General features: G+C 65.5%; 29 protein-coding genes and 1 tRNA gene. 24 read left to right on the top strand and 6 right to left on the bottom strand.

Translation table 11 applies throughout. The features are described from left to right. Positions 1-26 precede the first annotated feature (26 nt). From adhP to N2K99_RS13290, 7 genes are all read left to right on the top strand, one after another. Positions 27-1,046 carry an alcohol dehydrogenase AdhP gene (adhP, locus tag N2K99_RS13320; RefSeq protein ID WP_227918919.1) on the top strand — a complete coding sequence of 340 codons (1,020 nt, stop codon included), beginning with the start codon at positions 27-29 and terminating at the stop codon, positions 1,044-1,046. Next, positions 1,046-1,441: a DUF779 domain-containing protein gene (locus tag N2K99_RS13315; protein ID WP_227918918.1), complete on the top strand. Its 396-nt coding sequence runs from the start codon at positions 1,046-1,048 to the stop codon at positions 1,439-1,441. The genes adhP and N2K99_RS13315 overlap by 1 nt, the downstream gene beginning before the upstream one ends. A 102-nt stretch (positions 1,442-1,543) precedes the next feature. Beyond that, positions 1,544-1,909: a hypothetical protein gene (locus tag N2K99_RS13310; protein ID WP_227918917.1), complete on the top strand. Its 366-nt coding sequence runs from the start codon at positions 1,544-1,546 to the stop codon at positions 1,907-1,909. 105 nt (positions 1,910-2,014) lie between these two features. Then, positions 2,015-2,635 (top strand): TetR/AcrR family transcriptional regulator, encoded by a 621-nt coding sequence (locus tag N2K99_RS13305; RefSeq protein WP_227933004.1) that lies wholly within the window; start codon positions 2,015-2,017, stop codon positions 2,633-2,635. 325 nt (positions 2,636-2,960) lie between these two features. Then, positions 2,961-3,260, top strand: coding sequence for a DUF4193 domain-containing protein (locus N2K99_RS13300; RefSeq protein WP_146360892.1), 300 nt, complete (start codon positions 2,961-2,963; stop codon positions 3,258-3,260). Between the two features lie 81 nt (positions 3,261-3,341). Beyond that, complete coding sequence (locus tag N2K99_RS13295) at positions 3,342-3,995, top strand: NTP transferase domain-containing protein (RefSeq protein WP_227933005.1); 654 nt, start codon at positions 3,342-3,344, stop codon at positions 3,993-3,995. Positions 3,996-4,139: 144 nt separating this feature from the next. Then, entirely contained in the window at positions 4,140-5,330 is a 1,191-nt protein-coding gene (locus N2K99_RS13290) for a TerC family protein (RefSeq protein ID WP_227918914.1), read from the top strand. Positions 5,331-5,501: 171 nt separating this feature from the next. Here N2K99_RS13290 and N2K99_RS13285 read toward each other — a convergent pair whose 3' ends face one another. Beyond that, a complete protein-coding gene (locus tag N2K99_RS13285) occupies positions 5,502-6,125 on the bottom strand; it encodes a hypothetical protein (protein WP_227918912.1) in 624 nt (207 codons plus the stop codon). Between the two features lie 89 nt (positions 6,126-6,214). Here N2K99_RS13285 and N2K99_RS13280 point away from each other — a divergent pair, with 89 nt between their 5' ends. Beyond that, complete coding sequence (locus N2K99_RS13280) at positions 6,215-6,991, top strand: glycosyltransferase family A protein (protein ID WP_227933006.1); 777 nt, start codon at positions 6,215-6,217, stop codon at positions 6,989-6,991. A 122-nt stretch (positions 6,992-7,113) separates the two neighbouring features. Here the strand turns inward: N2K99_RS13280 and idi are convergent, their stop codons facing one another. Continuing rightward, positions 7,114-7,635, bottom strand: a complete 522-nt coding sequence (idi, locus tag N2K99_RS13275; protein ID WP_227918908.1) for an isopentenyl-diphosphate Delta-isomerase — start codon at positions 7,633-7,635, stop codon at positions 7,114-7,116. Between the two features lie 35 nt (positions 7,636-7,670). Between idi and N2K99_RS13270 the strand changes: the two genes are divergently transcribed. Genes N2K99_RS13270 through N2K99_RS13245 form a run of 6 tightly spaced genes read left to right on the top strand, consistent with a single transcriptional unit; the run spans position 7,671 to position 12,976 of the window. Then, the gene (locus N2K99_RS13270; protein ID WP_227918906.1) at positions 7,671-8,738 is read left to right on the top strand and encodes a polyprenyl synthetase family protein; all 1,068 of its coding nucleotides are present in this window, start codon (positions 7,671-7,673) and stop codon (positions 8,736-8,738) included. Between the two features lie 3 nt (positions 8,739-8,741). Beyond that, positions 8,742-9,677, top strand: a complete 936-nt coding sequence (locus N2K99_RS13265; protein ID WP_227918903.1) for a squalene/phytoene synthase family protein — start codon at positions 8,742-8,744, stop codon at positions 9,675-9,677. A gap of 2 nt (positions 9,678-9,679) precedes the next feature. Beyond that, positions 9,680-11,359, top strand: coding sequence for a phytoene desaturase family protein (gene crtI / locus N2K99_RS13260; RefSeq protein WP_227933065.1), 1,680 nt, complete (start codon positions 9,680-9,682; stop codon positions 11,357-11,359). Beyond that, entirely contained in the window at positions 11,359-11,751 is a 393-nt protein-coding gene (locus N2K99_RS13255) for a lycopene cyclase domain-containing protein (RefSeq protein WP_227933007.1), read from the top strand. Before crtI ends, N2K99_RS13255 begins: the two co-directional genes overlap by 1 nt. Beyond that, entirely contained in the window at positions 11,748-12,092 is a 345-nt protein-coding gene (locus tag N2K99_RS13250; RefSeq protein WP_227918899.1) for a lycopene cyclase domain-containing protein, read from the top strand. The genes N2K99_RS13255 and N2K99_RS13250 overlap by 4 nt, the downstream gene beginning before the upstream one ends. A 35-nt stretch (positions 12,093-12,127) precedes the next feature. Further along, positions 12,128-12,976 (top strand): prenyltransferase, encoded by an 849-nt coding sequence (locus N2K99_RS13245; RefSeq protein WP_231711737.1) that lies wholly within the window; start codon positions 12,128-12,130, stop codon positions 12,974-12,976. A 69-nt stretch (positions 12,977-13,045) separates the two neighbouring features. Here the strand turns inward: N2K99_RS13245 and N2K99_RS13240 are convergent, their stop codons facing one another. Then, positions 13,046-14,536 carry a catalase gene (locus N2K99_RS13240; RefSeq protein ID WP_227918894.1) on the bottom strand — a complete coding sequence of 497 codons (1,491 nt, stop codon included), beginning with the start codon at positions 14,534-14,536 and terminating at the stop codon, positions 13,046-13,048. Between the two features lie 53 nt (positions 14,537-14,589). Next, positions 14,590-15,039, bottom strand: a complete 450-nt coding sequence (locus N2K99_RS13235) for a Fur family transcriptional regulator (RefSeq protein ID WP_227933009.1) — start codon at positions 15,037-15,039, stop codon at positions 14,590-14,592. Between the two features lie 124 nt (positions 15,040-15,163). Between N2K99_RS13235 and N2K99_RS13230 the strand changes: the two genes are divergently transcribed. Together N2K99_RS13230 and N2K99_RS13225 are read left to right on the top strand one after the other, a co-directional pair. Beyond that, complete coding sequence (locus N2K99_RS13230) at positions 15,164-15,952, top strand: alpha/beta fold hydrolase (protein WP_227933010.1); 789 nt, start codon at positions 15,164-15,166, stop codon at positions 15,950-15,952. 92 nt (positions 15,953-16,044) lie between these two features. Beyond that, on the top strand, positions 16,045-16,683 hold the full coding sequence (locus N2K99_RS13225) for a triacylglycerol lipase (RefSeq protein ID WP_227933011.1): 639 nt from the start codon (positions 16,045-16,047) through the stop codon (positions 16,681-16,683). Positions 16,684-16,690: 7 nt separating this feature from the next. On the opposite strand, the gene N2K99_RS13220 is transcribed toward N2K99_RS13225, so the two are convergent. Further along, positions 16,691-17,434 (bottom strand): MBL fold metallo-hydrolase, encoded by a 744-nt coding sequence (locus tag N2K99_RS13220; protein WP_227918885.1) that lies wholly within the window; start codon positions 17,432-17,434, stop codon positions 16,691-16,693. Positions 17,435-17,554: 120 nt separating this feature from the next. On the opposite strand from N2K99_RS13220, the gene N2K99_RS13215 reads away from it, so the two are divergent. From N2K99_RS13215 to N2K99_RS13205, 3 genes are all read left to right on the top strand, one after another. Further along, positions 17,555-18,826: an MFS transporter gene (locus N2K99_RS13215; RefSeq protein WP_227918883.1), complete on the top strand. Its 1,272-nt coding sequence runs from the start codon at positions 17,555-17,557 to the stop codon at positions 18,824-18,826. A 105-nt stretch (positions 18,827-18,931) separates the two neighbouring features. After that, positions 18,932-19,804, top strand: coding sequence for a zinc metalloprotease HtpX (gene htpX / locus N2K99_RS13210; protein ID WP_227918881.1), 873 nt, complete (start codon positions 18,932-18,934; stop codon positions 19,802-19,804). A 43-nt stretch (positions 19,805-19,847) separates the two neighbouring features. Continuing rightward, on the top strand, positions 19,848-20,525 hold the full coding sequence (locus tag N2K99_RS13205; RefSeq protein WP_227918878.1) for a histidine phosphatase family protein: 678 nt from the start codon (positions 19,848-19,850) through the stop codon (positions 20,523-20,525). A gap of 112 nt (positions 20,526-20,637) precedes the next feature. On the opposite strand, the gene N2K99_RS13200 is transcribed toward N2K99_RS13205, so the two are convergent. Then, positions 20,638-21,129, bottom strand: coding sequence for a YajQ family cyclic di-GMP-binding protein (locus tag N2K99_RS13200; RefSeq protein WP_227933012.1), 492 nt, complete (start codon positions 21,127-21,129; stop codon positions 20,638-20,640). Positions 21,130-21,263: 134 nt separating this feature from the next. Here N2K99_RS13200 and N2K99_RS13195 point away from each other — a divergent pair, with 134 nt between their 5' ends. The 5 genes from N2K99_RS13195 to fdhA all read left to right on the top strand — a co-directional run bounded on the left by N2K99_RS13195 (position 21,264) and on the right by fdhA (position 24,302). Next, the gene (locus N2K99_RS13195) at positions 21,264-21,602 is read left to right on the top strand and encodes a hypothetical protein (protein ID WP_227933013.1); all 339 of its coding nucleotides are present in this window, start codon (positions 21,264-21,266) and stop codon (positions 21,600-21,602) included. Positions 21,603-21,776: 174 nt separating this feature from the next. Next, a tRNA-Tyr gene (locus N2K99_RS13190) sits at positions 21,777-21,858 on the top strand. A 92-nt stretch (positions 21,859-21,950) separates the two neighbouring features. Then, complete coding sequence (locus tag N2K99_RS13185; protein ID WP_227918872.1) at positions 21,951-22,388, top strand: MarR family winged helix-turn-helix transcriptional regulator; 438 nt, start codon at positions 21,951-21,953, stop codon at positions 22,386-22,388. A 62-nt stretch (positions 22,389-22,450) separates the two neighbouring features. Further along, positions 22,451-22,852, top strand: coding sequence for a thioredoxin (gene trxA, locus N2K99_RS13180; RefSeq protein WP_227918870.1), 402 nt, complete (start codon positions 22,451-22,453; stop codon positions 22,850-22,852). A gap of 229 nt (positions 22,853-23,081) precedes the next feature. Beyond that, on the top strand, positions 23,082-24,302 hold the full coding sequence (gene fdhA, locus N2K99_RS13175; protein WP_227918868.1) for a formaldehyde dehydrogenase, glutathione-independent: 1,221 nt from the start codon (positions 23,082-23,084) through the stop codon (positions 24,300-24,302). Positions 24,303-24,412 lie beyond the last annotated feature (110 nt).

The following is a 24,412-nucleotide window of genomic DNA, read 5'->3' as shown; positions in this document are numbered from 1 at the left end:
TAAACCGCTGATGGAAAGAGAACCCCATGGCCAGCATGCAGGCAGCAGTAGTGAACCAACTCGGTGAAGGCCTCTCCATCGAGGAAATGGCGGTGCTTGAACCAGGTCCGGGCCAGGCGCTCGTCAAGCTGGTGGCGACAGGTGTATGCCATACGGACCTCCATGCCGCAGACGGTGACTGGCCCGTAAAGCCGACTCCGCCGTTCATCCCCGGCCACGAGGGGGTAGGTGAGGTGGTGCAGGTCGGTGAAGGGGTCACCGACCTGCACCCGGGCGACATGGTGGGCAACGCCTGGCTCGCCTACGCCTGCGGTGTATGCGAGTACTGCCGGACCGGCTGGGAAACCCTGTGTGAGCAGCAGCAGAACAGTGGTTACTCCGTGGACGGCTCCTTCGGCCAGTACATGCTGGTAGATGCGCGTTTTGCGGCGCGCATCCCTGAAGGGGCCGATCCGCAGGAAATCGCTCCGGTCCTCTGCGCAGGCGTCACGGTCTACAAAGGACTGAAAGTCAGCGAGGCACGGCCCGGTCAGTGGGTCGTCATCTCCGGCATAGGCGGGCTGGGACACGTAGCAGTGCAGTACGCCATTGCCATGGGACTGCGCGTCGCCGCCGTGGATATCGCAGATGACAAGCTGGAGCTGGCAACGAGGTACGGAGCCGAGGTTGTGGTCAATGCGCGCACCGAGGACCCGGCGGAGGTTATCCAGGAAAAGATCGGCGGTGCACACGCAATACTTGTCACCGCGGTGCATCCGACAGCCTTCGGACAGGCCATCGGCATGGCCCGGCGCGGCGGAACGATTGTCTTTGTCGGGTTGCCGCCGGGAGACTTTCCGGCTCCTATCTTTGACACTGTGCTCAAGGGCCTCACCATCCGGGGGTCGATTGTGGGGACGCGCCAGGACCTGGCGGAGGCAATCGACTTCTACGACCGCGGACTGATCCACCCCAACATCACCGTCCGCAATCTGGAAGAGATCAATGATGTGATGACGGAACTTCGAGAAGGCCGCATCGACGGCCGTGTAGTGATTGGATACTGATGGATTCTTCGCTTGCCCCCGGGCTGGAGGCGGCTGCCGCACTGCCCGGAGAGAGTTTTTCCCGGGTGGCGCTGACGCCGGAGGCACAGGCCCTGCTGCTGCGGCTACGGCCCGTCCACGGTGCGCTGATGTTCCACCAGTCCGGGGGCTGCTGTGACGGGTCCTCGCCCATGTGCTTTCCGAAGGGGGAGTTCCTGACTTCGGATGCCGACGTCCTTCTGGGGGTCTTCGACCTGGCGGGGGAGGAACTGGAGTTCTGGATGTCGCGTGAGCAGTTTGAGTACTGGAAGCACACCCATCTGACCGTGGATGTTGTCTCCGGACGGGGAAGTGGGTTTTCCGTGGAAGCACCCGAGGGTAAACGCTTTCTCATCCGGTCCCGTCTGCTTGACTAGGATCCAAATAGTAAGCTGGCTGTTGAACCTGCCGTTTTGAACGGTAGGGTGCAGTGGACGGAACTTATCAAGGCCCCGTGAGGGCAGGAGAAGAGGAAGACCATGGTAAAGAAGTTTGTATTTCTGGCGGGCGCGGGTATTGGCTACCTGGTTGGCTCCAAGGGCGGCCGCGAAAAGCTGATGCAGCTTTGGAATGACCCGAAGGTGCAGGAAACTGTTTCCCACGGCACCGATTGGGCGAAGGAAAAGGCACCGGGCCTGCAGGATAAGGTTACGGGCGTCGCCAAGGATGCCGCCTCCAAGGTCACCGGTTCCAGCAGCGGATCGGGCTCTTCCGGCAGCACCGGATCCGGGTCCACCGGTTCCACCACGGGTTCTTCCGCGGCCGGCAGCACGGGAACCAATGGTTCCTACACCTCCGGCGGCGAGCAGAAGATGTCTCCGGCTGAACCGCAGCCTGAGGCATAAGCGCAAAGAGCAAGAGAAGCACCGGATAGGCAGGCGGAAACCTGCTTGTCCGGTGCTTTTTCGTTCCCCTTGCCCGCCGTGCAAAGTTGCACTTAGTGTATTGGCGTGGCAGCAGGAGAAACGGCCGCCCCCTCACGGCGGGAACTGAACAAATCGGTGACACGCGCAGCTATCGCCGCGGCTGCCCTCAGCTTGGTCCGCAGCAAGGGCCCGGGCAATTTCACGGTGGACGACATTGCGGAGCGGGCCGGTGTCTCGCGCAGGACCTTCTTCAACTATTTTTCCAGCACTGAAGCATCGCTCACGGTGGCCATGGAAGGATTCCTGGAAACCGTGCTGGGCCACTTCGAGTCCCGTCCGCAGGACGAAAACATCGTGGAGTCCATGCTGGAGGCCCTGACCTCCCCGGCGGAACCGGAGCGGCTGGCGGTGACTGCCGAGCTCTACGCCTTTGCCCAGGACAACCCGGAAATGATGCGGTTCCAGCTGGAGGCATGGGACCGGGCAGAACAGCGCATCGTCGCTTCCATCCGGCAGCGATTAGGCGATGCCGCCGATCCCTTCTACATCTCCTGCCTGGTTGGTTCAGTGCTGACCTGCGGACGAAGCGCCTTTGCCCAGTGGGAACGGCGCACGCAGGGCGCCATCACGCCGGAGTCCCTCAAGCTGCTGGAACAGCTGTTTGCCGAAGCGATTGGGTTCCTCCGCAACGGATTCAACCGTTAACAAGTCCCGTCGAAAAAGCGGAACCTGCACGGCTGGATGCACGTTGGGTAGGAAAGGGTGCGCGGGGACCGCACAATGGACCCGGACGGCTTCCCGGCACGAGCGCACTTTCGGCGCCGCGGGGCTGGGCGCCCAAGGTCCGGGCACCAAAGTCCGGGCGCGCAACGTCCGGGCACCAACGTCCGGGCACCCAGGGTCCGGAGAAAGAAAAACGGCAGCTGAACGGCCGATGGGAATAGTACGCGACCGTACAACCGTTATGTTCGGCTAGTATCGAGTGCCCCGGAAACAACATAACTACGGATTTGGAGTGTGAGCCGAGAAAATGGCTACAGATTATGACGCGCCGCGCAAGACTGAGGAAGAAGCCGGCCCGGCTTCTATCGAAGAGCTTCAGGCACGGCGCAGTGACAAGCAGTCTGCCGTAGTTGACGTGGATGAGACCGAGGCAGCTGAAGGATTTGAACTGCCCGGCGCAGACCTGTCCGGTGAAGAACTGCTTGTCCGCGTAGTGCCGCCGCAGGAAGACGAGTTCACCTGCAACTCCTGCTTCCTGGTCCGCCACCGCTCCCAGCTGGCCGTCGAAAAGAACGGCCTGGCCTACTGCAAGGACTGTGAAGGCTAATTACCCGAAACCTCAGCCGTCGCACCATCCAAGGGTGCGGCGGCTGCCTGTTTAAGTCCGGAGCGGAGTGAGGACGGACCAATGACCGGAACGACGACGGCGGTCCTGCTGGCTGCCGGTGCCGGCAGACGTCTCGGCCGCGGGCCTAAGGCGCTGCTGCCTTTCCGCGGGCGGCCCCTGATCGAGCATCAGGTCGAGGTGCTGCTGGCCGGAGGGTGTGCCCAGGTGGTCGCAGTGCTGGGCGCCGGGAGCACTGAGATTCTGGCCTCGGTCCGGCTGCAGGATGCTGTACCGGTGGTGAATCCACAGTGGGAGCTCGGAATGGGCACCAGTTACCGTTGCGGGATCCTGGCGGCACTGGCCCGGGAGCCGGAGACCTCGGTCCTTGTGGCCCTGGTAGACCAGCCCGGATTGACCCCGGCCGTGGTCTCCCGTGTCCTCGCCTCGGGGCGGCCCGGAAGGATAGCCGCCGCCGGCTACCGGAGGCCGGATGGGGAGTTGCGGCGCGGGCACCCCGTTCTGTTCGATGCTTCCCTGGCCGCGCGAAGCCTGGAACCGGATACACGCTATTCAGGGGCTGAACATGCAGGGGAAGGGAAGCCGGGAGTCGATCCGGATTCCGGTGCCCGTGCGTTCCTGGCTGCCCATCCGGAGCTCCTGGACATCGTGGACTGTTCCGACCTGGCCGATGGGCGGGACGTGGACTGCGATGCGGACCTGGCCCTGTTAGACTGATTCCTTCGTAGGGGAGTATCCCAAAACGCAGATATCCGTCAACACGTGGAGCACCGACGCTCCGCCGGGTTCAGCGGCCAGCCTGTCCAGGGTGGCGGGAGAGACCTATGCTCCTTCGGCATACCCTACGAAAGCAGAGATTCCATGACTGTTTCCCCCTTGGTCTGGGGAGTGACCATTGCGGTCATCCTGGCCCTTCTGGCCTTTGATTACTTCTTCCACATCCGCAAGGCCCACATCCCTACGCTGAAGGAAGCGGCCATTTGGTCCTCCATTTACGTAGGCCTGGCCGTGGTTTTCGGCGGTGTCGTTTGGGCCCTTGGCGGAACCCAGATGGGCACCGAGTACTTCGCCGGATACATCACCGAGAAAGCGCTTTCGGTGGACAACCTGTTTGTCTTCCTGATCATCATGGCGAGTTTCCGGGTTCCGCGTGAAGACCAGCAGAAGGTCCTCCTCTTCGGCATCGTCTTCTCCCTGATCGCCCGTACCGCGTTCATCCTTCTCGGTGCCGCGCTGATCAACTCCTTCTCCTGGGTCTTCTACCTCTTCGGCCTGATCCTGCTGATCACGGCGGGCAACCTGCTCAAGCCTGAAAGCACCGAGGGCGACGACGAAGCCAACAACTTCATCATTCGGCTCGCCCGCAAAATCTTCCACACGTCGGAGACGTACGACGGCGACAAGCTCTTCACCATGGAGAACGGCAAGCGCGTCCTCACCCCGATGCTGCTGGTCATGGTGGCCATCGGCGGTACCGACATCCTCTTCGCGCTCGACTCAATCCCGGCGATCTTCGGCCTGACGCAGAACGTCTTCATTGTCTTCACGGCCACGGCGTTCTCCCTGATGGGCCTGCGCCAGCTCTACTTCCTCATTGATGGACTGCTCGACCGCCTGATCTACCTCAGCTACGGCCTGGCAACCATCCTGGCCTTCATCGGCGTCAAGCTTGTCCTGCACGCCCTGCACGAGAACACCCTGCCCTTCATCAACGGCGGCGAGCACGTTCCGGTTATCGAGATCACCACCGGCCTCTCGCTCTCCGTCATTGTGGGCGTCCTGCTGGTGACCGTTGTTGCGTCCCTGGTCAGCCCGGCAGGCAAGGCCATGACCGCCGTGAACAACGCGCGGCGCCATGCGGATTCCTACCTGGACCTGTCCTACACCGCAGATCCCGCCGAGCGGGAGCGGGTCTACAAGGCCCTGTGCGATGAAGAGCAGGACATCCTGAAGATGGACGTCAAGTACCGCAACAAGGTCAAGGACATCGAAGAGATCCGCGAAACCGTAGCCCGCGCCCACAGCGAGCACGAGCGGTACCTCTCCCGCTAGCGAGAACAGCCGGCGGTGATCCGCCGGCAGTACAGGGCATCCCGGGCAGCCATCGCTGCCCGGGATGCCCTTCGCAGTTAAGCCTGGATGCGACGGGCTACCAAGCGCGTGAACCCGGGCCGCAGCCGGCTATCAGCGGGGCGAGCCCGGGCCAGCGGCGCGAGCCCCGGGCTAGCGGCGGGAACGGTGCGGCACCGGCGCATTCTGCCGCGCACCGGACCGGCGGACGGCAACACCCAGGCACAGGCCGGCCGCCAACGCGCCCAGCCCTCCGGCAGCCAGATCTCCCATGGTGTCCGCATACCCGACGTTGATGCTTGCATCCACGTACGTGTGGCCCCACCACTCACCGATTTCCCAGAGGACACTCATTCCCAGGCCAAGCGCCAGCACCAGCAGCGGAACCACCACGGGGAGCGAGGGCGAGTGACGGTGCGGGCGCTGGACTGCAGGTACTGCGCCGAACTGCACCAGCAGGAAATAGGCCATCACGGCCAGCGCACCGGTGGTGGCAAAGTGGACGGCGAGATCCCACCAGGAGATGCGGGCGTAGAGGTCCGCCACGCTGCTCCAGGCCGCGGCCAGCAGCACCACGCCGTAGGCGGCGTCAAAATCAGGGAAGACCGCCAGCGCCCGGGAGACCAGAAGCCCCAGCAGCACCAGCAGGAACAGGGCCGTTTCCACCGGTCCGAGCAGTACGAGTGCCGTCAGGACACTGAGTACTCCCACTGCACGTACCGCGTCAGCCAGGTACGCCTTCCGGGACTCGGGCGGGCGGAGCAGTGCGTCGATCATCCTCATACGGTAGCCCGGCACCACTGACGGAGGCAGTGGGCATCGGAAACGGGCCGGGAGAACCAGTGGCTCCACGCTAAACTCAGCCCATGCCTTCTGAGCTTCCGGCTGTTGCCGTGGTCATCCCGTGCCGCAATGATGCCGCCCTCCTGGAAGCGTGCCTGGAGTCGCTGGCCGGGCAGAGCCTGCAGCCCCGGGAAATAGTGGTGGTGGACAACAACAGCAGCGATGCCAGCGCAGAGGTTGCCCGGCGGTTCGGCGCCCGAGTGGTTTTCGAACCGGCTCTCGGAATCCCAGCCGCTGCCGGTGCCGGGTACGACGCCGCTGCTCAGGGCCTCGACGCGGACGCCATTATTGCGAGATGTGACGCAGATTGCGTCCTGCCCCCGGATTGGATTGCGCGCATAGCTGAAGCCTTCGCCGCCGATCCGCAGTTGGAAGTGCTTAGCGGTCCCGGTGTTTTCTACGGGATGCCCCGCCTCCCGGCGCTGCTGCTCTCCCGGGTGTATCTGGGGTCCTATTACCTGGCCATGGGGTCAGCTTTGGCCCACTGGCCGTTTTTCGGCTCGAATCTGGCCCTGCGCGCCGGGACCTGGCAAGCGGTCAGCGGCGAGGTGCATAGGAGCGATGCGCAGATGCACGACGACGTCTGCCTCAGCTTCCATCTTGGCCAAGGCCGTCGCTGCCGCCGGGATCCGCACCTGACCGTAGGGATGGCGCCGCGGGCGGTGCAAAGCCGGGCAAACGTGGCCCTGCGCTTCCGGCGGGCCTTCCACACCCTGGCCGGGCACTGGCCCCAGGAATACCCCTGGGTCCGCTGGGGCCGGAGGTTCGCGGGCAGCAAAACCGCAGCACCGGCACACTGAGCGACTGCCGCGCCGTCAGTCCGCACGCACACCGTCGATCCTGCCTGCCGCGCCGTCAGTCCGCACGCACACCGTCAGGCCGACCCCACGCCGTCGCCCACCCCAGACAGGCCGGGCCGGATCTAGGGGTAGAGCAGCGGAAGCTGCAGCACCAGCCAGGGACTGAATGCCCAAGGCGTCAGCCGAACCGCCGGAACAAGCTGCGCCGGATCCGCCCACTCCCAGTCCATGACCTCGTCCGCTGCCGGGACCGGATCGGCGTCGGCCACGGCCGTATAAACGGGGCAGATCTCATGCTCGACAATCCCGGAGGCATCCACGGCACGGTAGCGGAAATCCGGCAGCCGCAGCGTCAGGTCCCGCACTTCGAGCCCCAGCTCGCGCCGGGCGCGCCGGTTCACCGCGTCCTCCGTCGCTTCTCCGGGTCCGGGATGGCCGCAGAAGGAATTTGTCCAGACTCCCGGCCAGGTCAGCTTGGACATCGCCCGGCGGGTGACCAGCAACGAGCCGCGGGTATTGAAGACGTGGGTGGAGAACGCCAGGTGCAGCGGCGTGTCAGTGGTGTGCACGGCGGCCTTGTCCCGGGTGCCCACGGGACGGCCGTCATTGTCTACCAGAACCACGCGTTCTGAGCCGTCTGTCATTTCTTCCGCTAGTCCCATACGTGTTTACTTTACCTATGCAGACGCACCCCCCGCTCGACTTGTCTATCGGCCAGGATCTGGTCGAGACCGTTCTGAACCGGTTCTTCGAGCGGGCCAAAGCCCGCGCCGCGAAACTGGGTCCCGGCTACCTCTCGCTGTGGCAGGCACTGGAAAACTCGACTGCCGGAGGTAAGCGGGTGCGCCCGCGCATCCTCTTGACGGCTTACCTGAATCTCGGCGGCACCGACACGGCGGCCGCTGCCAGTGTAGGCGCCGCATTCGAACTGCTGCATACGGCCCTGATTGTGCACGACGACGTGATCGATCTGGATTTCACCCGCCGCGGCCACGAAAACGTTTCCGGCGTCTATCGGGAGCTGGCCGCCGCCGCAGGCGTTGAAACAGCCGCAGCCCGGCACCGCGGGCTCTCCGCCGGGGTCATTGCAGGGGACCTGGCCCTGACCGGCGCATTCCGCATGCTGGACAGCGCCGAGGTGGACACAGGCCTCCGGTCACGGATGGCCGAGATCCTGGACGAGGCCGTCTTCGCATCCGCGGGCGGAGAGCTGATCGACGTCGACCTTTCCTTCCACCCTGATGCCCCGCCCATCGCCGAAATCCTGCACATGGAGCGGCTCAAGACCGCCGTCTATTCCTTCGAAGCGCCGCTGCAGGCCGGGGCGGTGCTTGCCGGGGCACCGGACGACGTCGTAACCACCCTCGGTCTCTACGGTCGGGACATCGGGATTGCCTACCAGGTTGTGGATGACCTGCTGGGGGTTTTCGGCACGGAGAGCGCCACGGGCAAGTCCAGTTTTTCGGACCTGCGCGAGGGAAAGCGGACGGTGCTGGTCTCCTATGTTGCTCAGAAGCCGGAGTGGGAAGAACTCTCGGGCCTGATCGGCAACCCAGAGCTGACCGCCCGTGATGCCGCCCGCGCCCGGGAACTGTTGGTTTCCTCCGGTGCCCGGGACCATGCGCAGCAGCTGGTGCGCGAATATGCAGACCGGGCCCGCCAACACCTGGACTGCCCTGCGGTCACCCCAGGGCTGCGCGCAGCACTGTCGACAGTGGTTGACGACGCCGTGAACCGGGGGCGGTAGTCCGTGGTAGCTGAGCAGGGCCTGCCCCTCTATAACGCCGTCGCGCGCCGGACTTCGGCCGTGCTGATCCGGTCCTACTCGACGTCCTTCGGGCTGGCCTCCCGGCTGTTGCCGGCCCGGACGCGACTGCAGATTGAAACCATCTACGCGCTGGTCCGGCTGGCGGACGAGATTGTCGACGGCGTGGCGGCGGCCGCGCTGGTGCCCCGCACGGAGATCGGCGAGCTGCTCGATGAGCTGGAGGCGGACACGGAACGTGCCCTGCGCACCGGCTACAGCGTCAATCTGGTGGTCCATGCGTTCGCGCTGACGGCGAGGGAAACCGGCATCGGAACGGACCTCACCCGCCCGTTCTTCGCGTCGATGCGCGCGGACCTGGACCGGGTGGAACACACCGAGGCCAGCTTCAACGAGTACGTTTACGGCTCCGCCGAAGTGATCGGGCTGATGTGCCTGCGGTGTTTCCTCGACGGAGTTCCGCTGCCCGATGACCAGGCCAAGCGGCTGCACGAGGGCGCCCAACGGCTGGGGGCAGCGTTCCAGAAGGTCAACTTCCTGCGGGATCTTGCCCAGGACTTCGAGACCCTGGGACGCAGCTATTTCCCCGGCATCACCGTGGCAGCGTTCAGTGAAACGGACAAGCACCGGATCCTGGCCGGCATCGAGGCTGACCTGCTGGTTTCGGGCGCCGCGGTGGCGGAGCTGCCGGCAAACTGCAGGGCCGCCGTCGCGCTGGCCCAGGACCTGTTCGGTGAATTGGCCCGCAGGCTCCGGAACACACCCGCCGAACAGCTGCGTACCACCCGGGTGCGGGTCCCGAACCCCGTGAAAGTCCGCATCGCAACGCGTGCGGTTCTGACCCGCCGGGTTGCCGGTCCTGTCGGGCTCCGGCACCGCGGCGCAAACCAAGCTGTCCCGGGAAACGAAAGGCAACTATGAGCATGCGTCCGCGCACCGCCGTCGTGATCGGCGGCGGGATTACCGGTCTGGCCACCGCGGCACTGCTGTCGCGGGAAGGCCTGGAGGTCACGGTGCTGGAGAAGCAGCCGGAGACCGGGGGACGGGCGGGGAGCTGGGAGACCGGAGGGTTCCGCTTTGACACGGGGCCGTCCTGGTACCTCATGCCCGAGGTCTTCGACCACTTCTTTCGGCTGCTGGGCACCACCGCTGCCGAGCAGTTGGAGCTGGTCCGGCTGGATCCGGGGTACCGGGTGCTCTTCGAGGACACCGCGGAACCGGTGGACGTGGCTGCCACCCGGGACGGCAACATTGCGTTGTTCGAGTCGCTGGAACCCGGTGCCGGAGCCCGGCTCGAGGAATATCTCGAGTCCGCCGAAGAGGTCTACGCGATGGCCAAGAAGCGGTTCCTGTATACAACGTTTGCCTCGTTCCTGCCGCTGCTGCGCCCCGATGTCCTGCGCAGCGGCCCCCGGCTTGCCAGGCTGCTGCTGGAACCGCTGAGCACCTTCGTTGGCCGGCGTTTCACGGATCCGCGGATCCGGCAGATCCTGGGCTACCCCGCCGTTTTCCTGGGCTCCTCGCCGTTCACCACACCCAGCATGTACCACCTGATGAGCCGGCTGGACCTGGCTGACGGGGTGCTTTATCCCCTGGGCGGCTTCCACCGGATAGTCTCGGTCATTTCCGACCTGGCGCGTGCAGAGGGCAGCCGGGTCATCACCGGTGCCGAGGTCACCCGGATCAGGACTTCCGCTCCGGCCAACGCCAAGAGCGGCCGGGCCCGCTTCCCCCGCCGCAAGCCCCGTGCCGTGGGCGTGGAGTACCGGGATGCCGGCGGCTCACTGGTGTCGCTGGACGCGGACCTGGTGGTTTCAGCAGCGGATCTGCACCACACCGAGACCACCCTCGTGCCCCGGGAGCTGCAGACCTATCCGGAGGCATACTGGGAGCACCGGGTCCCCGGCCCCGGCGGGCTGCTGCTGCATCTCGGTGTGGAGGGGAAACTGCCGCAGCTGGAACACCACACCCTGCTGTTCACCCGGGACTGGGAAGCCAACTTCGAGAAGATCTTCGGTCAGGACACCTCGGTGCCGGATCCGGCCTCCCTGTACGTCTGCCGACCGAGCGCGACGGACCCCGACGCGGCGCCGGAAGGACATGAAAACCTGTTTGTGCTGGTGCCGGTACCTTCGGATCCGTCGCTCGGAGCCGGAGGGATCGACGGCGCAGGGGATCCCCGGATCGAGAAGATGGCCGACGCGGTCATCGAGCAGCTCTCATCCTGGGCCGGTATTCCCGACCTGGCCGAACGCATCATCATCCGCCGCACCGTGGGCCCGCAGGACTTCGTTGCCGACCTCAATTCGTGGCGCGGAACCCTGCTGGGACCGGCGCACATCCTGAAGCAAAGCGCGTTCTTCCGCGGAACAAATGCCAGCCGGAAAGTGGAGGGGCTGCTTTACGCCGGCGGGTCCACCCTGCCGGGCATCGGACTGCCCATGTGCCTGATCAGCGCGGAACTCGTGCTCAAGCGGCTGCGCGGGGAAACGGGCACCGAGGCGCTGCCGGAGCCCGCGCCGTGGGGTGCACGGGTGTCATCAAGCCAGCTTCCTGACGGACAGCACCCGGCCCCGCAGCCGTCGGCAGAGGCGGGAGCGTAATGGGCGTCCTGTACCTGCTTTTCCTGCTGCTGTCCCTGGGCTGCATGGTGCTGCTCGACCACCGGTTCCGGCTGTTCTTCTTCGCCCACGCACGGCGGGCAGCCGCAGTGCTGGCCATCGGAGTGCTGTTCTTCACCGGCTGGGACCTGGCCGGCATCGGCTCCGACATTTTCTACCGCGGCGAGACCCCGTTTATGCTCGGCCTGACCTTGGCACCGCACCTGCCCGTGGAAGAGATCTTTTTCCTGGCCTTCCTTTGCTACCTGACCATGGTGCTCTTCGGCCTGGTGCGTCTGGTCGCGGATCGGGCCGGCGAACGGGCCGCCGAACGAAACACCGACCGGACCGGCAGGCACCCGGCCCGCAGGCCGAGCGAGAGGACCCGGCCGTGACCTACTGGACCCTCAATGCCTTCTTCCTCGTGCCGGCGGCTCTGATCTTTACAACCGCCCTGCTGGGCCGGAACCGCCCGCGGCACTTCGCAGCCGCAGCTGCCGTCACCGGCGTCGTCCTGTTGGCACTGACCGCCGTCTTCGACAACCTCATGATCCGCGTGGGCCTCTTTTGGTACAACGAGGACCGCATTTCCGGAGCCTTTGCCGGTGCTGCGCCGCTGGAGGATTTCGCGTACCCGCTGGCGGCCGTCCTGCTGCTGCCGGCGCTCTGGATGCTGCTGCCCGGACGTGCCCCCGCGCCGGGAGACGCCAAGCCGAACACTAAGGAAACACCGTGAGCACCGCCGCCACCTCCACCGCGGGAACCCTGCGGATGCTGCTGGTGTCTTCGCGGCCGCTCTCTTGGGTGAACACCGCGTATCCGTTCGCCGCCGCCTATCTGCTCACCACCGGGCAGATCGACCTGACCTGGGTCATCGGTACGCTGTACTTCCTGGTTCCCTACAACCTGGCGATGTACGGCATCAATGACGTTTTCGACTACGAGTCGGACCTGCATAATCCGCGCAAGGGGGGAGTGGAAGGCGCCGTCCTGGACCGCGGTTTCCACCGCATCACGTTGTGGGCAGCGGTCATCACCAATGTGCCGTTCCTCGTGGCCTTGATCCTGCTGGGAAGCCCGCTGTCCTGGCTGGTGCTGGCAGTCAGCGTCTTCGCAGTCATTGCGTACAGCGCACCCGGACTGCGGTTCAAGGAACGTCCCTTCCTGGATTCCATGACCTCGAGCACCCACTTCGTCAGCCCTGCAGTGTACGGACTGGTCCTGGCCGGCGCGGTCTTCACCCCGGAGCTCTGGGCAGTCCTGGGGGCGTTCTTCCTCTGGGGCATGGCCAGCCAGGCCTTCGGTGCCGTGCAGGACGTGGTGCCGGACCGGGAAGGGGGCATCGGGTCCATTGCCACGGTGCTGGGGGCGCGGCCGGTGGTGGTGCTTGCCGCCGCTGCCTATCTGGCGGCCGGCCTGCTGATGCTGCTGACTCCCTGGCCGGCGATGCTGGGCGGGTTGCTGGCCCTGCCCTACATCCTTAACCTGGTTCCGTTCCTGCGGATCACCGACGCCGGGTCCGGTGCTGCGAATGCCGGCTGGAGACGGTTCCTGAAGCTGAACTTCCTCACCGGTTTCCTGGTGACGCTGCTGATTATCTGGTACTGGCCTACCCGGTAGGAGGCAGGACATACAGCAGCGGCCGGCCCCCGAAGGGACCGGCCGCTGCTGGTTTAGCGGGTGCTGAAATTACTCAGCAACGCCCACGAACTCGGCCTTTTCGTTGGCCGTGGTTTCGCCCTGTGCCAGGGAAAGGCGCAGCTTCTCGCCCAGGGTCGCGTCAACGTTGGTCCAGTACTGGATCGCAGCTTCGCGGATATGCGGACGCTTCACGCCGGAGATGGCACCGGTGATGGTTTCCAGGAAACGCTGCTTGGCGGCGTCGTCGTAAACCTCGCGGTACAGGGTACCGGCCTGGACGAAGTCGCTGTCCTCGGAATGCAGGGTTGCGGCGGCACGCACCAGGGCGCCGTCGTTCTCCCAGCTGCCCGAACCGGCCAGCGCTGCATCGGCCGCGGGGCCGCCCAGCGTGTTCGGTGCGTAGACCGGAGTCTGCGGGGAGTTGTAGGAGAAGCGCATGGCGCCGTCCTGCGAGTAGTTGTTAACCGGGGCCTTGGGTGCGTTGACCGGCAGCTGGTTGTAGTTGGCGCCGATGCGGTAACGCTGGGCGTCCGGGTAGGAGAAGATGCGGGCCATCAGCATCTTGTCCGGGCTGGCGTCGATGCCGGGAACCAGGTTCGCGGGGGACAGGGCAACCTGTTCGATCTGCGCGAAGAAGTTTTCCGGGTTGCGGTTCAGGGTGTGGGTACCCACCTTGATCAGCGGGTAGTCCGCGTGCGGCCAGACCTTGGTCAGGTCGAACGGGTTGAACCGGTACGTCTTGGCATCTTCGTACGGCATAACCTGCACGTGCAGGTCCCAGGACGGGAAGTTGCCGGCCTCGATGGCCTCGTACAGGTCGCGGCGGTAGTAGTCGGCGTCGGCGCCGGCAATCTTCTCGGCCTCGGCACCGGTGATTTCATGGTTGCCCTGGTTGGACGTGAAGTGGTACTTCACCCAGAAGCGCTCGCCGGCGGCATTGATCCACTGGTAGGTGTGCGAACCGAAGCCGGGCATTTCACGCCACGACGTCGGAAGCCCGCGGTCGCCCATGAGGTAGGTGACCTGGTGGGCGGACTCGGGGGAGTTGGTCCAGAAGTCCCACTGCATGTCGGCGTCGCGCAGGCCGGAACCCGGAAGGCGCTTCTGCGAGTGGATGAAGTCCGGGAACTTGATGCCGTCGCGGATGAAGAACACCGGAGTGTTGTTGCCGACGATGTCGTAGTTGCCCTCGGTGCTGTAGAAACGCAGGGCGAAGCCGCGCACGTCGCGCCAGGTGTCGGGCGAACCCATTTCGCCGGCAACTGAGGAGAACCGCTGGACGGTTTCGGTGACGGTGCCCGGCTGGAAGACAGCGGCACGCGTGTACATGGAGACATCCTCGGTGACAACGAACTCACCGAATGCGCCGCCGCCCTTGGCGTGCACGATGCGCTCCGGAATACGCTCCCGGTTGAACTGTGCCAGCTTCTCGACCAGGTAGCGGTCGTGAAGGGCGATGGCGCCGTCGGCGCCGGTGCTCAGCGAGTGTGCGTCGCTCGCTACCGGGGTGCCGGTCTGCGTGGTGGTGAAGTTGGACATACTTGTTCTTTCTCTGGTGCTGACAAAAGGGAGGAAAGGCTTTGGGGGGCGGGCTACGAGGCTGCGGCGGCGCAGTCGGTGCAGATCCCGCGGTAGAGCACATCCGCAATCTGGATGGTCATACCGTGTGTGTTTCCGGGGGTGAGGCAGGGAGCGTGGCCGACGGCGCAGTCCACGTCCTCGATCCGTCCGCATTCGGTGCAGATGGCGTGGTGGTGGTTGTCATTCACGCGGGTCTCGTACCGGGCCGGAGAATCGGGGGTTTCGATTTTCCGCAGCAGGCCTGTTTCGGTGAGGTCGGCCAGGATCACATAGACGGACTGCAGGGAAATGTCCGGAAGTTCCCGGCGGACGCCGGCCGCGACGTCGTCCGCTACCGAGTGCGGTGCGGTGTCGACGGTACGGAGCACGGCGAGGCGCTGCTTGGTCACCCGACGGCCGTGGGCGCGCAGCTCATCGGACCACCTGGCGGTGGTTTCCTCTGCAGCTGCGTTTCCGTTCATGTCCAACATCCTATCCTTATTCTGAGTTATTCATAATAAGGATCGCCTAACCTGCCCGGGTCCCGGTACGCTGGCCCTAAAGCGTCCCGACAAGCGTCTCGACGGAACAGGAAGCAGAGGCACAGTGCCTGCAGCAGAAGCTCGAACGGGATTCCAGCGCGTGACGGTAGGGGACACGCAGGTGGACATCCGCACCTACCGCCGCTTTGACGACGCCGGGACACCCGACTGGCACGAGACCCGCAGCGAGGTGGTCCTGGTGCACGGGATCGGCGCCTCGGAGCGGTACTACCGCCCGCTGATCTGGGAACTGGCGCGCACATCCATCGTCCATACGCTCGAGCTGCCCGGCTTCGGATCCACCCCGAAGCCGCGCAGGCAACTGCAGATGGAAGACTTCGGGCGCATCGCCGCCGAGGCGCTCGATACCGCCGGCATCCGGGGTGCCCAGTGGGTGGGCCATTCCATGGGCTGCCAGGTGGTGGTGGAAATGGCGCTCGCCGCCCCGGATGCGGCGTCCTCGGTGGTCCTGCTGGGGCCGACCATTAACGACGCCGAGCGCTCCGCCCCGCTGCAGGCCCTGCGGCTGATGCAGGACTGCCTGGTGGAACCCCCGGCCGTCAACTTCATTCTGGTCACCGACTACCTGCGTGCCGGGCCGCGCTGGTATCTCTCCACGCTGCCCGTGATGATCCACCACCGCCTCGAGGAGCGGATCCGCGAGGTAAAGCCTCCGGTCCTGCTGGTGCGCGGCGGGAAGGATCCAGTCGTGCGGGCCGACTGGCTGGCCCGGCTGGCCCTTGCCCGGCCGGGTGCCGTGACGGCGGAAATCCCCGGCCAGCCGCACGTGATGATGTACACCCGTCCGAAAGAAACCGCTGAGCTGATGCGCACGGCGGCCGCCGTACAGTGACATCCTTACGCCCCGGAGTCCGTCCGCGCCGGCAGGGGCGGATCTTCCGGTGGGCGCGCCAGGCACGGGGCTGGGCCTCGGACTATGCATATGTGGCCTATTGGCAGGTGCACGGCTTTGTCTTCCGCCGGGACCCGTCGGCGTACCTGCATCCGGAGGGTGAGGTGCGGGCACCGGTGGTGCTGATTCCCGGTGTCTTTGAAAACTGGCAGTTTATGCGGCCGCTGGCGGACTACCTGTATGAGCGGGGACATCCGGTGCATACCGTGGCCCCGCTGGGCTACAACCGCGGAGCCATCGAGGAGATGGCCGTGCTGGTGGAACGCTATCTGGTGGAGCGGAACCTGACGGGCGTGCTGGTGCTGGCGCACAGCAAGGGCGGCCTGATCGGCAAGCACCTGATGACCCTGCCGGACGGCGGGTCCCGGGTGGAGCGGATGATCGCCGTCAACACGCCTTTCTCGGGCTCCGTCTACGCCAACCTGTTTCCGCTGGCCTCGATCCGGGCCTTCGCGCCGCGGGACCCGTTCCTGCAGAAGCTCCTGCTCAACGTGGACGTGAATGCGCGGATCACTTCGGTGTACAGCAGCTTCGATCCGCATATCCCGGCCGGGAGCCACCTGGCCGGTGCGCGGAACATCCAGCTGGAAACCATGGGGCATTTCCGGCCCATCGGGGATTCCCGGCTGCTGGAGGTCGTGGAACAGGACCTGGGCGCAGCCGAGCGGTAAGGGGAGGTTAGGACGCGCCGCGGGCCAGGGCCTGCTCGACAGCCGCCGCCGAGCCGTCCCGCCACGGCTCTCCGTGCCCGGTGAGCAGCAGGGGAGCATCGGTCTCCGCCAGCAGTGAGAGGGAAGCGAGCGCCTGCGCGCTGTCTGCGGTGGCCGCCCCTGAAACGATCTGCGGACCCTTCGCGCCCGTGTAGGGATCGAGGGTGACGAGCGAGTCCCCGCTGATCAGGGCTCCGCGGTCCGGATAGTGCAGTGCCACATGTCCGGCGGTATGCCCGGGCGTGTACAGGATCCGCGGCTTGCCCGGCAGGGCGTCGCCGGAATCCAGGGCCAGGCTGTGCACATCGGTCACGCCGCGCACGTTCAGCGCCCCGGCGAGGGTCATTGCGCCCAGGACGGGAACCGACTTGGGATAGCGCAGCGGATACAGAAACCGGTTGGCCTCGTGCCGGTAGCGGTAGGGATGTGCGGCAATGTACCGGTCGGCGTCGTGCACCAGGATGGGTGTGCGGTACTCCTGCCGCAGCCGTGCCGCAGTGCCCACGTGGTCGAAATGCGCATGCGTCAGCACCAGGGCCCGGATATCGCCGGCACCGTAGCCCAGTTCGTCCAGCGCGCCGGTCAGGTGCGGCCACATCCCCGGCAGGCCCGCGTCGATCACTGCCACGCCGTCGTCGTCCTCGACCAGGTAGACATTCACATGGGCATGCTCAATGCGGTGGATTCCATCGGCAACGTTGCGGGTAAACACGGCGGCTACTCCTTCGGCAGGGTGCGGGGCAAGCGGTTCCGTCCCATCCTAAGCATGCTTTCTATTGCGGTGCGCGTGTGGTGCGCCGGAACGGGCACAGCGGGACCCTAGACTGCTCTGGTGCCAAGACTGCTCGCTGACCTCACGCCCCTGCGTGAAAGCCCCGAATTCCGCCGGCTCTGGACCGGAACGGCGCTCTCCGCCGTCGGCACCCAGCTCACCCTCGTGGCGGTGAGCCTGGAGGTCTACGAACTGACGAAATCGAGCTTCAATGTCGGTCTGCTCGGATTGGTGGGCCTGGTGCCCCTGGTCCTGGCCGGGCTGTACGGCGGATCGGTGGTGGACGCGTATGACCGGCGCAAGGTCGCTCTGTTCTCGTCGGGACTCCTCTGGCTGAGCACCATCGGGATAGCCGCCCAGGCCTGGGCCGGAGTCGGCAACGTCTGGCTGCTGTACTTCCTCGTGGCCGTCAACGCAGGTGCCGGCGGGCTGAACCACCCGGCCCGCAGCGCCATCATTCCCCGCCTGGTCCGCCCCGAGCTGCTGCCTGCCGCCAATGCGCTGAGCATGATGACCTTCGGCCTGGCCATGACCGCGGGACCGCTGCTGGCCGGAGTGCTGGTGGCACGGGTGGGCTACGGCTGGACCTATACCATCGACGTCGTTACCTTCACTGCCGCCATGTGGGCGCTGTACCGGCTGGCGCCCATGCCGCCGGTGGGCAAGGTGCAGAAGGCCGGGCTGGGCTCCGTGCTGGAGGGGTTCCGGTTCCTGGGCACCCGCCCCAATATCCGCATGACCTTCGTGGTGGACCTGTGCGCCATGGTCTTAGCCCAGCCCCGTGCACTGCTACCGGCCATCGGGGCGCTGATGCTCGGCGGGGGCGCCGCCACAGTGGGGGTGCTGCTGGCCGCCACCGCCGTGGGTGCCTTCCTCGCCGGCCTGTTTTCCGGGCCGCTCGGGCTGGTGCGCCGGCAGGGCCTGGCGGTGCTCTGGTCCGTAGCGGCCTGGGGGTTGTCGGTGACGGCGTTCGGCGTGGTGGTGGTGCTGGCCGGACACAACGACGGCGCGGTCCCCTCCCGGTGGCTTCTTCCCGCGGCGCTCGCGATGGCCTGCGCCGGGATAGCCGATTCCATCAGCGGCGTTTTCCGGTCCACCATCCTGCAGTCCGCCACTCCCGACGCCATGCGCGGCCGGCTGCAGGGTGTGTTCGTGGTGGTAGTGGCCGGCGGCCCGCGGCTGGGGGACCTGGTGGCGGGCGTGGATGCCTCCCTGGTCGGGGAGGGCTGGGCGGCAGTGCTGGGCGGGCTGATCTGCCTGGTCCTGGTGGCGGTGCTGGCCCGAATCCAGCCCCGGTTTGCACGGTACGACGCGCAGCATCCGGAGCCCTGAAGCCCTCAGCGGAGCAGGAACAGTCCGGCCCGGTTAAACGTTGAAGTATATGGACAAAACCGAGATTGCGGGCCGAAACGGCCTGCGTGAAAGGACCATGTACCCGTGCACCGACACTTCAACGGCCTCAAGACGGCAGCCCTGTTCGGCGTGCTTTTCGCCGTGCTGCTGGGAATCGGGGCCCTGCTCTCGAGCGGAACCGGAAGCCCGTCGTTTATCTGGGTCTTCCTCTTTATCGGCCTGGCCACCACTGCGTACAGCTACTGGAACAGTGACAAGCTCGCCATCCGGGCAATGCGCGCCGTGCCCGTCACGGAGGCGCAGGCTCCGGAAATGTACCGGATCGTCCGCGAGCTTTCACAGCAGGCCGGGGAGCCCATGCCTCGGCTCTACATTTCGCCCACCATGGCACCCAACGCCTTCGCCACCGGCCGGAACCCGCAGCATGCTGCGGTGTGCTGCACACAGGGCATCCTGGCACTGCTGAACGAGCGTGAACTGCGCGGCGTGCTCGGCCACGAGCTGATGCACGTCTACAACCGGGATATCCTCACCTCCTCAGTAGCAGCTGCCATTGCCGGCGTTATCACCTCGCTGGGACAGTTCCTGCTGTTCTTCGGTGGTGGGGACCGGCGCAATGCCAACCCGCTGGCCATGATTGCCATGGCCATCCTCGCGCCGATGGCGGCGTCGCTGATCCAGATGGCTATCGGCAGGACCCGCGAGTACGACGCCGACGAAGACGGCGCGAAGCTCACCAACGATCCGCTGGCACTCGCCTCGGCCCTGCGTAAGCTGGAGAGCGGAACCCAGCGTGCACCGCTGCCGGCGAATGACCAGAAGCTGGCTAATGTGTCCCACCTGATGATCGCCAACCCGTTCCGTGCCGGAGTGCGCGGCCTGCTGGCCACCCATCCGCCCATGGCCGACCGCATCCTGCGGCTGGAGCGCATGGCCGGGCGCACCTTGGGCGCCTGACGCAGTGCCGATCCGTGTCCCGCTGACGAAGTAGGCTTCGAGCATGCGACTGATACTTGTCCGCCACGGTCAGACCCCCTCCAACGTGGAGCATTACCTCGACACCGCAGTCCCCGGACCGGGACTGACGGAGCTGGGCAGGGAACAGGCCGCGGCGCTGCCCGAAGCCCTCGGGCACGAACCCATCGACGGGGTCTTTGCCTCCAACCTGGTCCGCACCCAGCTCACCGCCGCGCCTCTGGCCGCGGCCCTGGGCCTGCCGGTCCAGATCCGCGACGGGCTGCGGGAGGTCTTCGCCGGCGATCTGGAGATGCGCAATGACCGGGACGCGATCATTACCTACCTGAAGACCGTTTACCGCTGGGTCTCCGGCGACACAGCCGTCCGGATGCCCGGCGGCCCGGACGGAGCCGAGACGCTGGGCCGCTTTGACGCCGTGGTTGAGGAGCTGGCCGCCGCGGGGTTGAAGTCCCCGGCGATCTTCAGCCACGGGGCGATCATCCGGGCCTGGGCCACGGCCCGCGCCGAAAACGTGGGACCGGACTTTATTGTCGCGAACGCCCTGAGCAACACCGGCATTGCCGTGCTCGAAGCCCAAGAGCTGCCCGACGGCAGCCTCGGTCCCTGGGAGCTGCTGACCTGGATGGGTGAAGCCGTAGGCGGGGAAGAGCTGGAAGACTTCGGCGACGACGGCCCCGCTGCCGACGACGTCGCGCTCTAAGGCGGCGTGTTGCTTTAGAACGCCGGCTGTTTCAGAACCCCGGTGGTCTTAAACCACCGACGGCGCCGTCCCCGCTGCGGGGGAGGCGCCGTCGCAAGTGCTCCGGAGAGACCTAGCGGAAGTTGATGAACTGCAGGTCAACCTCGAGGTCCGCGCCCTTGAGCAGGGCCATGGTGGCCTGAAGGTCATCGCGGGACTTGGAGCTGACCCGCAGCTCGTCGCCCTGGATCTGGGACTTGACGCCCTTGGGGCCTTCGTCGCGGATCAGCTTGTTGATCTTCTTGGCCTGGTCCTGGGCGATGCCCTCCTTCATGGAGGCTTCAATCCGGTATTCCTTGCCGGAAGCGTACGGCTCGCCGGCATCCAGGGACTTCAGGGAAATGCCGCGCTTGACCAGCTTGGACTGCAGCACGTCGAGTACTGCCTTCACCCGGTCTTCCGAGTTGGCCTTCATCAGGATCTTCTCGCCGCTGAAGTCCACCTCGGCGCCGACGCCCTTGAAGTCGTAGCGCTGGACGATTTCCTTCTGCGCCTGGTTCAGCGCATTGGCCACTTCCTGCTTATCGATCTTGCTGACGACGTCGAACGTGGACTCGCTGGCCATTTCGGGGCTCCTCTAAGTTGGTGACTTTTCCTGGTACTTAGCGTAGTAGGTCCGAGCCGTGATGGCGCCCCGCTCCCAGCCGGTACACAGCAAACACCCGGCGTTGTCCCATCAGGGAGGGGAAGGGTCAGGGGGTGGAAAACAATCCCAGTGCCGCGTCCCGTCCATCCTTCCGCCGTCCCGCAGCTGTCCGGATCCGCGCCGTGGCGGCCGGTTCCTTCCTTGCAGCAGCGTCTGCCGCGGGGCTTGGCGCCATTGGTGCCGCGCCGGCGAGGGCCGCATTGGTCCCGCCTCCGGTATTGTCCGCCCTGGAATGCGCGGCGCAGGCCGCCGGAATAGATTGCGGAAGCCAGCAACGTTTGGCAGGCATCCGCGCCGACCTGGGGAACGCCGTCGCCTGGGGGACGGTGACCCAGGCGCAGGCCGACCGGTTCTACGCGCAGCTCGAAGACCGGATCTCACGGGGACTGTAGCGCCTCCGGCAGGGGGCAGCGGACGCCCCGCAGCCCCGCTGGCAACGGCTGGAAACCGGCCGGAAACGGGCCGGCAGGACCCGGTTTGGGGCTCGATTCGTAACTTCGGAGAATCTTCGGTAAAGTTGTCTTGTCCGCAGCTACTGCGGGCAAGGTCTTCACTTGAAGACACTCGGCAGATTACCCGAGCGGCCAAAGGGGGCTGACTGTAAATCAGCTGGCAACGCCTTCACTGGTTCGAATCCAGTATCTGCCACAGACAAACCCGTCCTCACCACTGGTGAGGGCGGGTTTTTCCTTTCCCGGGGCCCTTGCGCCCAGAACTCCTAGATATTAGGCTCCCTAAATATGACTAGCGATCCCGCCCTGGACGACCTCGCCGAGGAATTCCGTGAATCCCTCCGGCTGGCACTGTATATCGCCCGCAACATGGACGCGGATACGGACATCAGCGCCACGCAGGTCAGCATCATGAAGATGGCCGCCGGCGAGGGGATGCGGGTGAGCGAGATTGCCCGGAACCTCGGAGTGAAGGTCCCCAGCGCCACGGAGCAGATCATCCGCCTTGAGGGTGCGGGCCTGTTGAAGCGCAGTCCGGATCCCCATGATTCCCGCGGTGTCCGGGTGACTCTCACTTCGCAGGGAGGCGAAGCGCTTCAGGAAGCCAACGGCAGCAGGACGGCGCTGATGGCGGCCCTGCTGGAGCAGTTGAGCAGCGAGGAGCGGAGCGCCCTGTCGGCAGCGCTGCCCGTCATCCGCCGGCTGACGAAACTGCCCAGGGCCTAGAGGGCTTCACCGGACAGCGAACAGCTACAGACAATGCCACCGGCCCCGGCTAGCGTTGGACCATGGCTACTATCGACATCACCGAAGCAACATTCCCCGAGACCATCGAGGAAAATGACATAGTCTTCGTGGACTTCTGGGCGGACTGGTGCGGTCCCTGCAAGCAGTTTGCACCCGTATATGAATCCGTTTCGCAGCAGCACGACGACATCACCTTTGCCAAGGTGGACACAGAGGCTGAGCAGGGCCTGGCAGCTGCCGCCGGCATCACCTCCATTCCCACCCTCATGGCGTTCCGTGAGAAGGTGCTGGTGTTCTCCCAGCCCGGAGCCCTGAATGCCAGCCAGTTCAGCGAACTGGTGGAAGCAGTCAAGGGCCTGGATATGGCGGCCGTGCACGAGCAGATTGCAGCGCAGGAGCGCGAGGCAGCAGCAGGCTCAAACGGCCAGGCCAAGCAGGCCTAGCCCCACCCGCTTTTTCCTTCAGGGAAGCATCCGCTCCAGGATGCTTCCCTGATTGCGTTAAAGGCGCCGTCCGGGCTACGCGGATTCGAAAACGCCACGTCTACCGTCGCCGCAGCGGCCGTTGTACCCTCGCTTCCATAAGGCGCACCGTCTGGGGAGCGCATGGGGGAGTGCACGGGGGAGCGAGCAGTGCGGACGTCAACGACGACGAGACGACAGCGAGGACAACATGAGTTCCAACCGAGGGATTGCCTATCTGGAACCGGGCGTGGTGGAAGTCCAGGACATCGACTACCCCACCTTCGAACTGAAAGACGGGCCGGGTGTTAACCCGGCTAACATCGGGCGCAAACTTCCACACGCCGCCATCCTGAAGGTGGTCACCACCAACATCTGCGGATCCGACCAGCACATGGTCCGCGGGAGGACGACGGCGCCACCCAACCTGATTCTGGGCCATGAGATCACCGGGGAAGTGGTGGAAACCGGATCGGACGTGGAGTTCATCAAGGTGGGCGACCTGGTCTCGGTGCCGTTCAACATTTCCTGCGGCCGCTGCCGCAACTGCAAGGAACGCAAGACCGGCATCTGCCTGAACGTGAACCCCGACCGCCCCGGCAGCGCCTACGGATACGTGGATATGGGCGGCTGGGTGGGCGGCCAGGCCGAGTATGCCCTGGTACCGTACGCGGACTGGAACCTGCTGCGGTTCCCGGACAAGGACCAGGCCATGGAGAAGATCCTTGACCTCACCATGCTTTCGGATATCTTCCCCACCGGCTATCACGGCGCAGTCACCGCCGGGGTGGGGGTTGGCTCCACCGTCTACATCGCCGGGGCGGGACCAGTCGGTCTGGCGGCAGCAGTCTCGGCACAGTTGCTGGGCGCCGCCGTGGTGATTGTCGGTGACCTGAATGAGGAGCGGCTGGCCCAGGCGCGCAGCTTCGGCTGCGAAACCGTGGATGTATCGCTGGGTGCTCCTCAGGACCAGATCGAAATGATCCTCGGGGTGCCGGAAGTGGACTGCGCCGTCGACGCCGTCGGGTTCGAGGCCCGCGGCCACGGTGCCGGGTCAAGCAGCGAGGCACCGGCCACTGTGCTGAACTCGCTGATGGACGTCACGGCTGCCGGCGGGGCACTGGGCATCCCGGGACTGTACGTGACCGGCGATCCGGGCGGCGTGGACGAGGCGGCGCAGAAGGGTTCGCTCAGCATCAACCTGGGTACCGGCTGGGCCAAGTCGCTGTCCTTCACCACCGGGCAGTGTCCGGTGATGAAGTACAACCGTGAACTGATGACGGCGATCCTGCATGACAAGGTGCAGATCGCCAAGGCCGTCAGCGCCACGCCGATCAGCCTGGACCAAGCACCCGAAGCCTATCGTGAGTTCGATTCGGGCGTGGCGAAGAAATACGTCATCGACCCGAACGGGATGGTGGGTTCGCACTAGTCCACCGGTCCGTCCGCTAAGCAGGAGGACGGACGAACAGCAGCACGCCGGCAGGACCGAAACCAAATCGGTCCTGCCGGGCTGTCTTCGCGCCCGCACCCTTCTGATGC

Origin of the sequence: Arthrobacter sp. zg-Y1110 (assembly GCF_025244865.1) — a bacterium.
Classification (GTDB): domain Bacteria; phylum Actinomycetota; class Actinomycetes; order Actinomycetales; family Micrococcaceae; genus Arthrobacter_B.
Note: the sequence above shows the minus strand (reverse complement) of the source record. Positions and strands in the feature narration are given on the sequence as shown.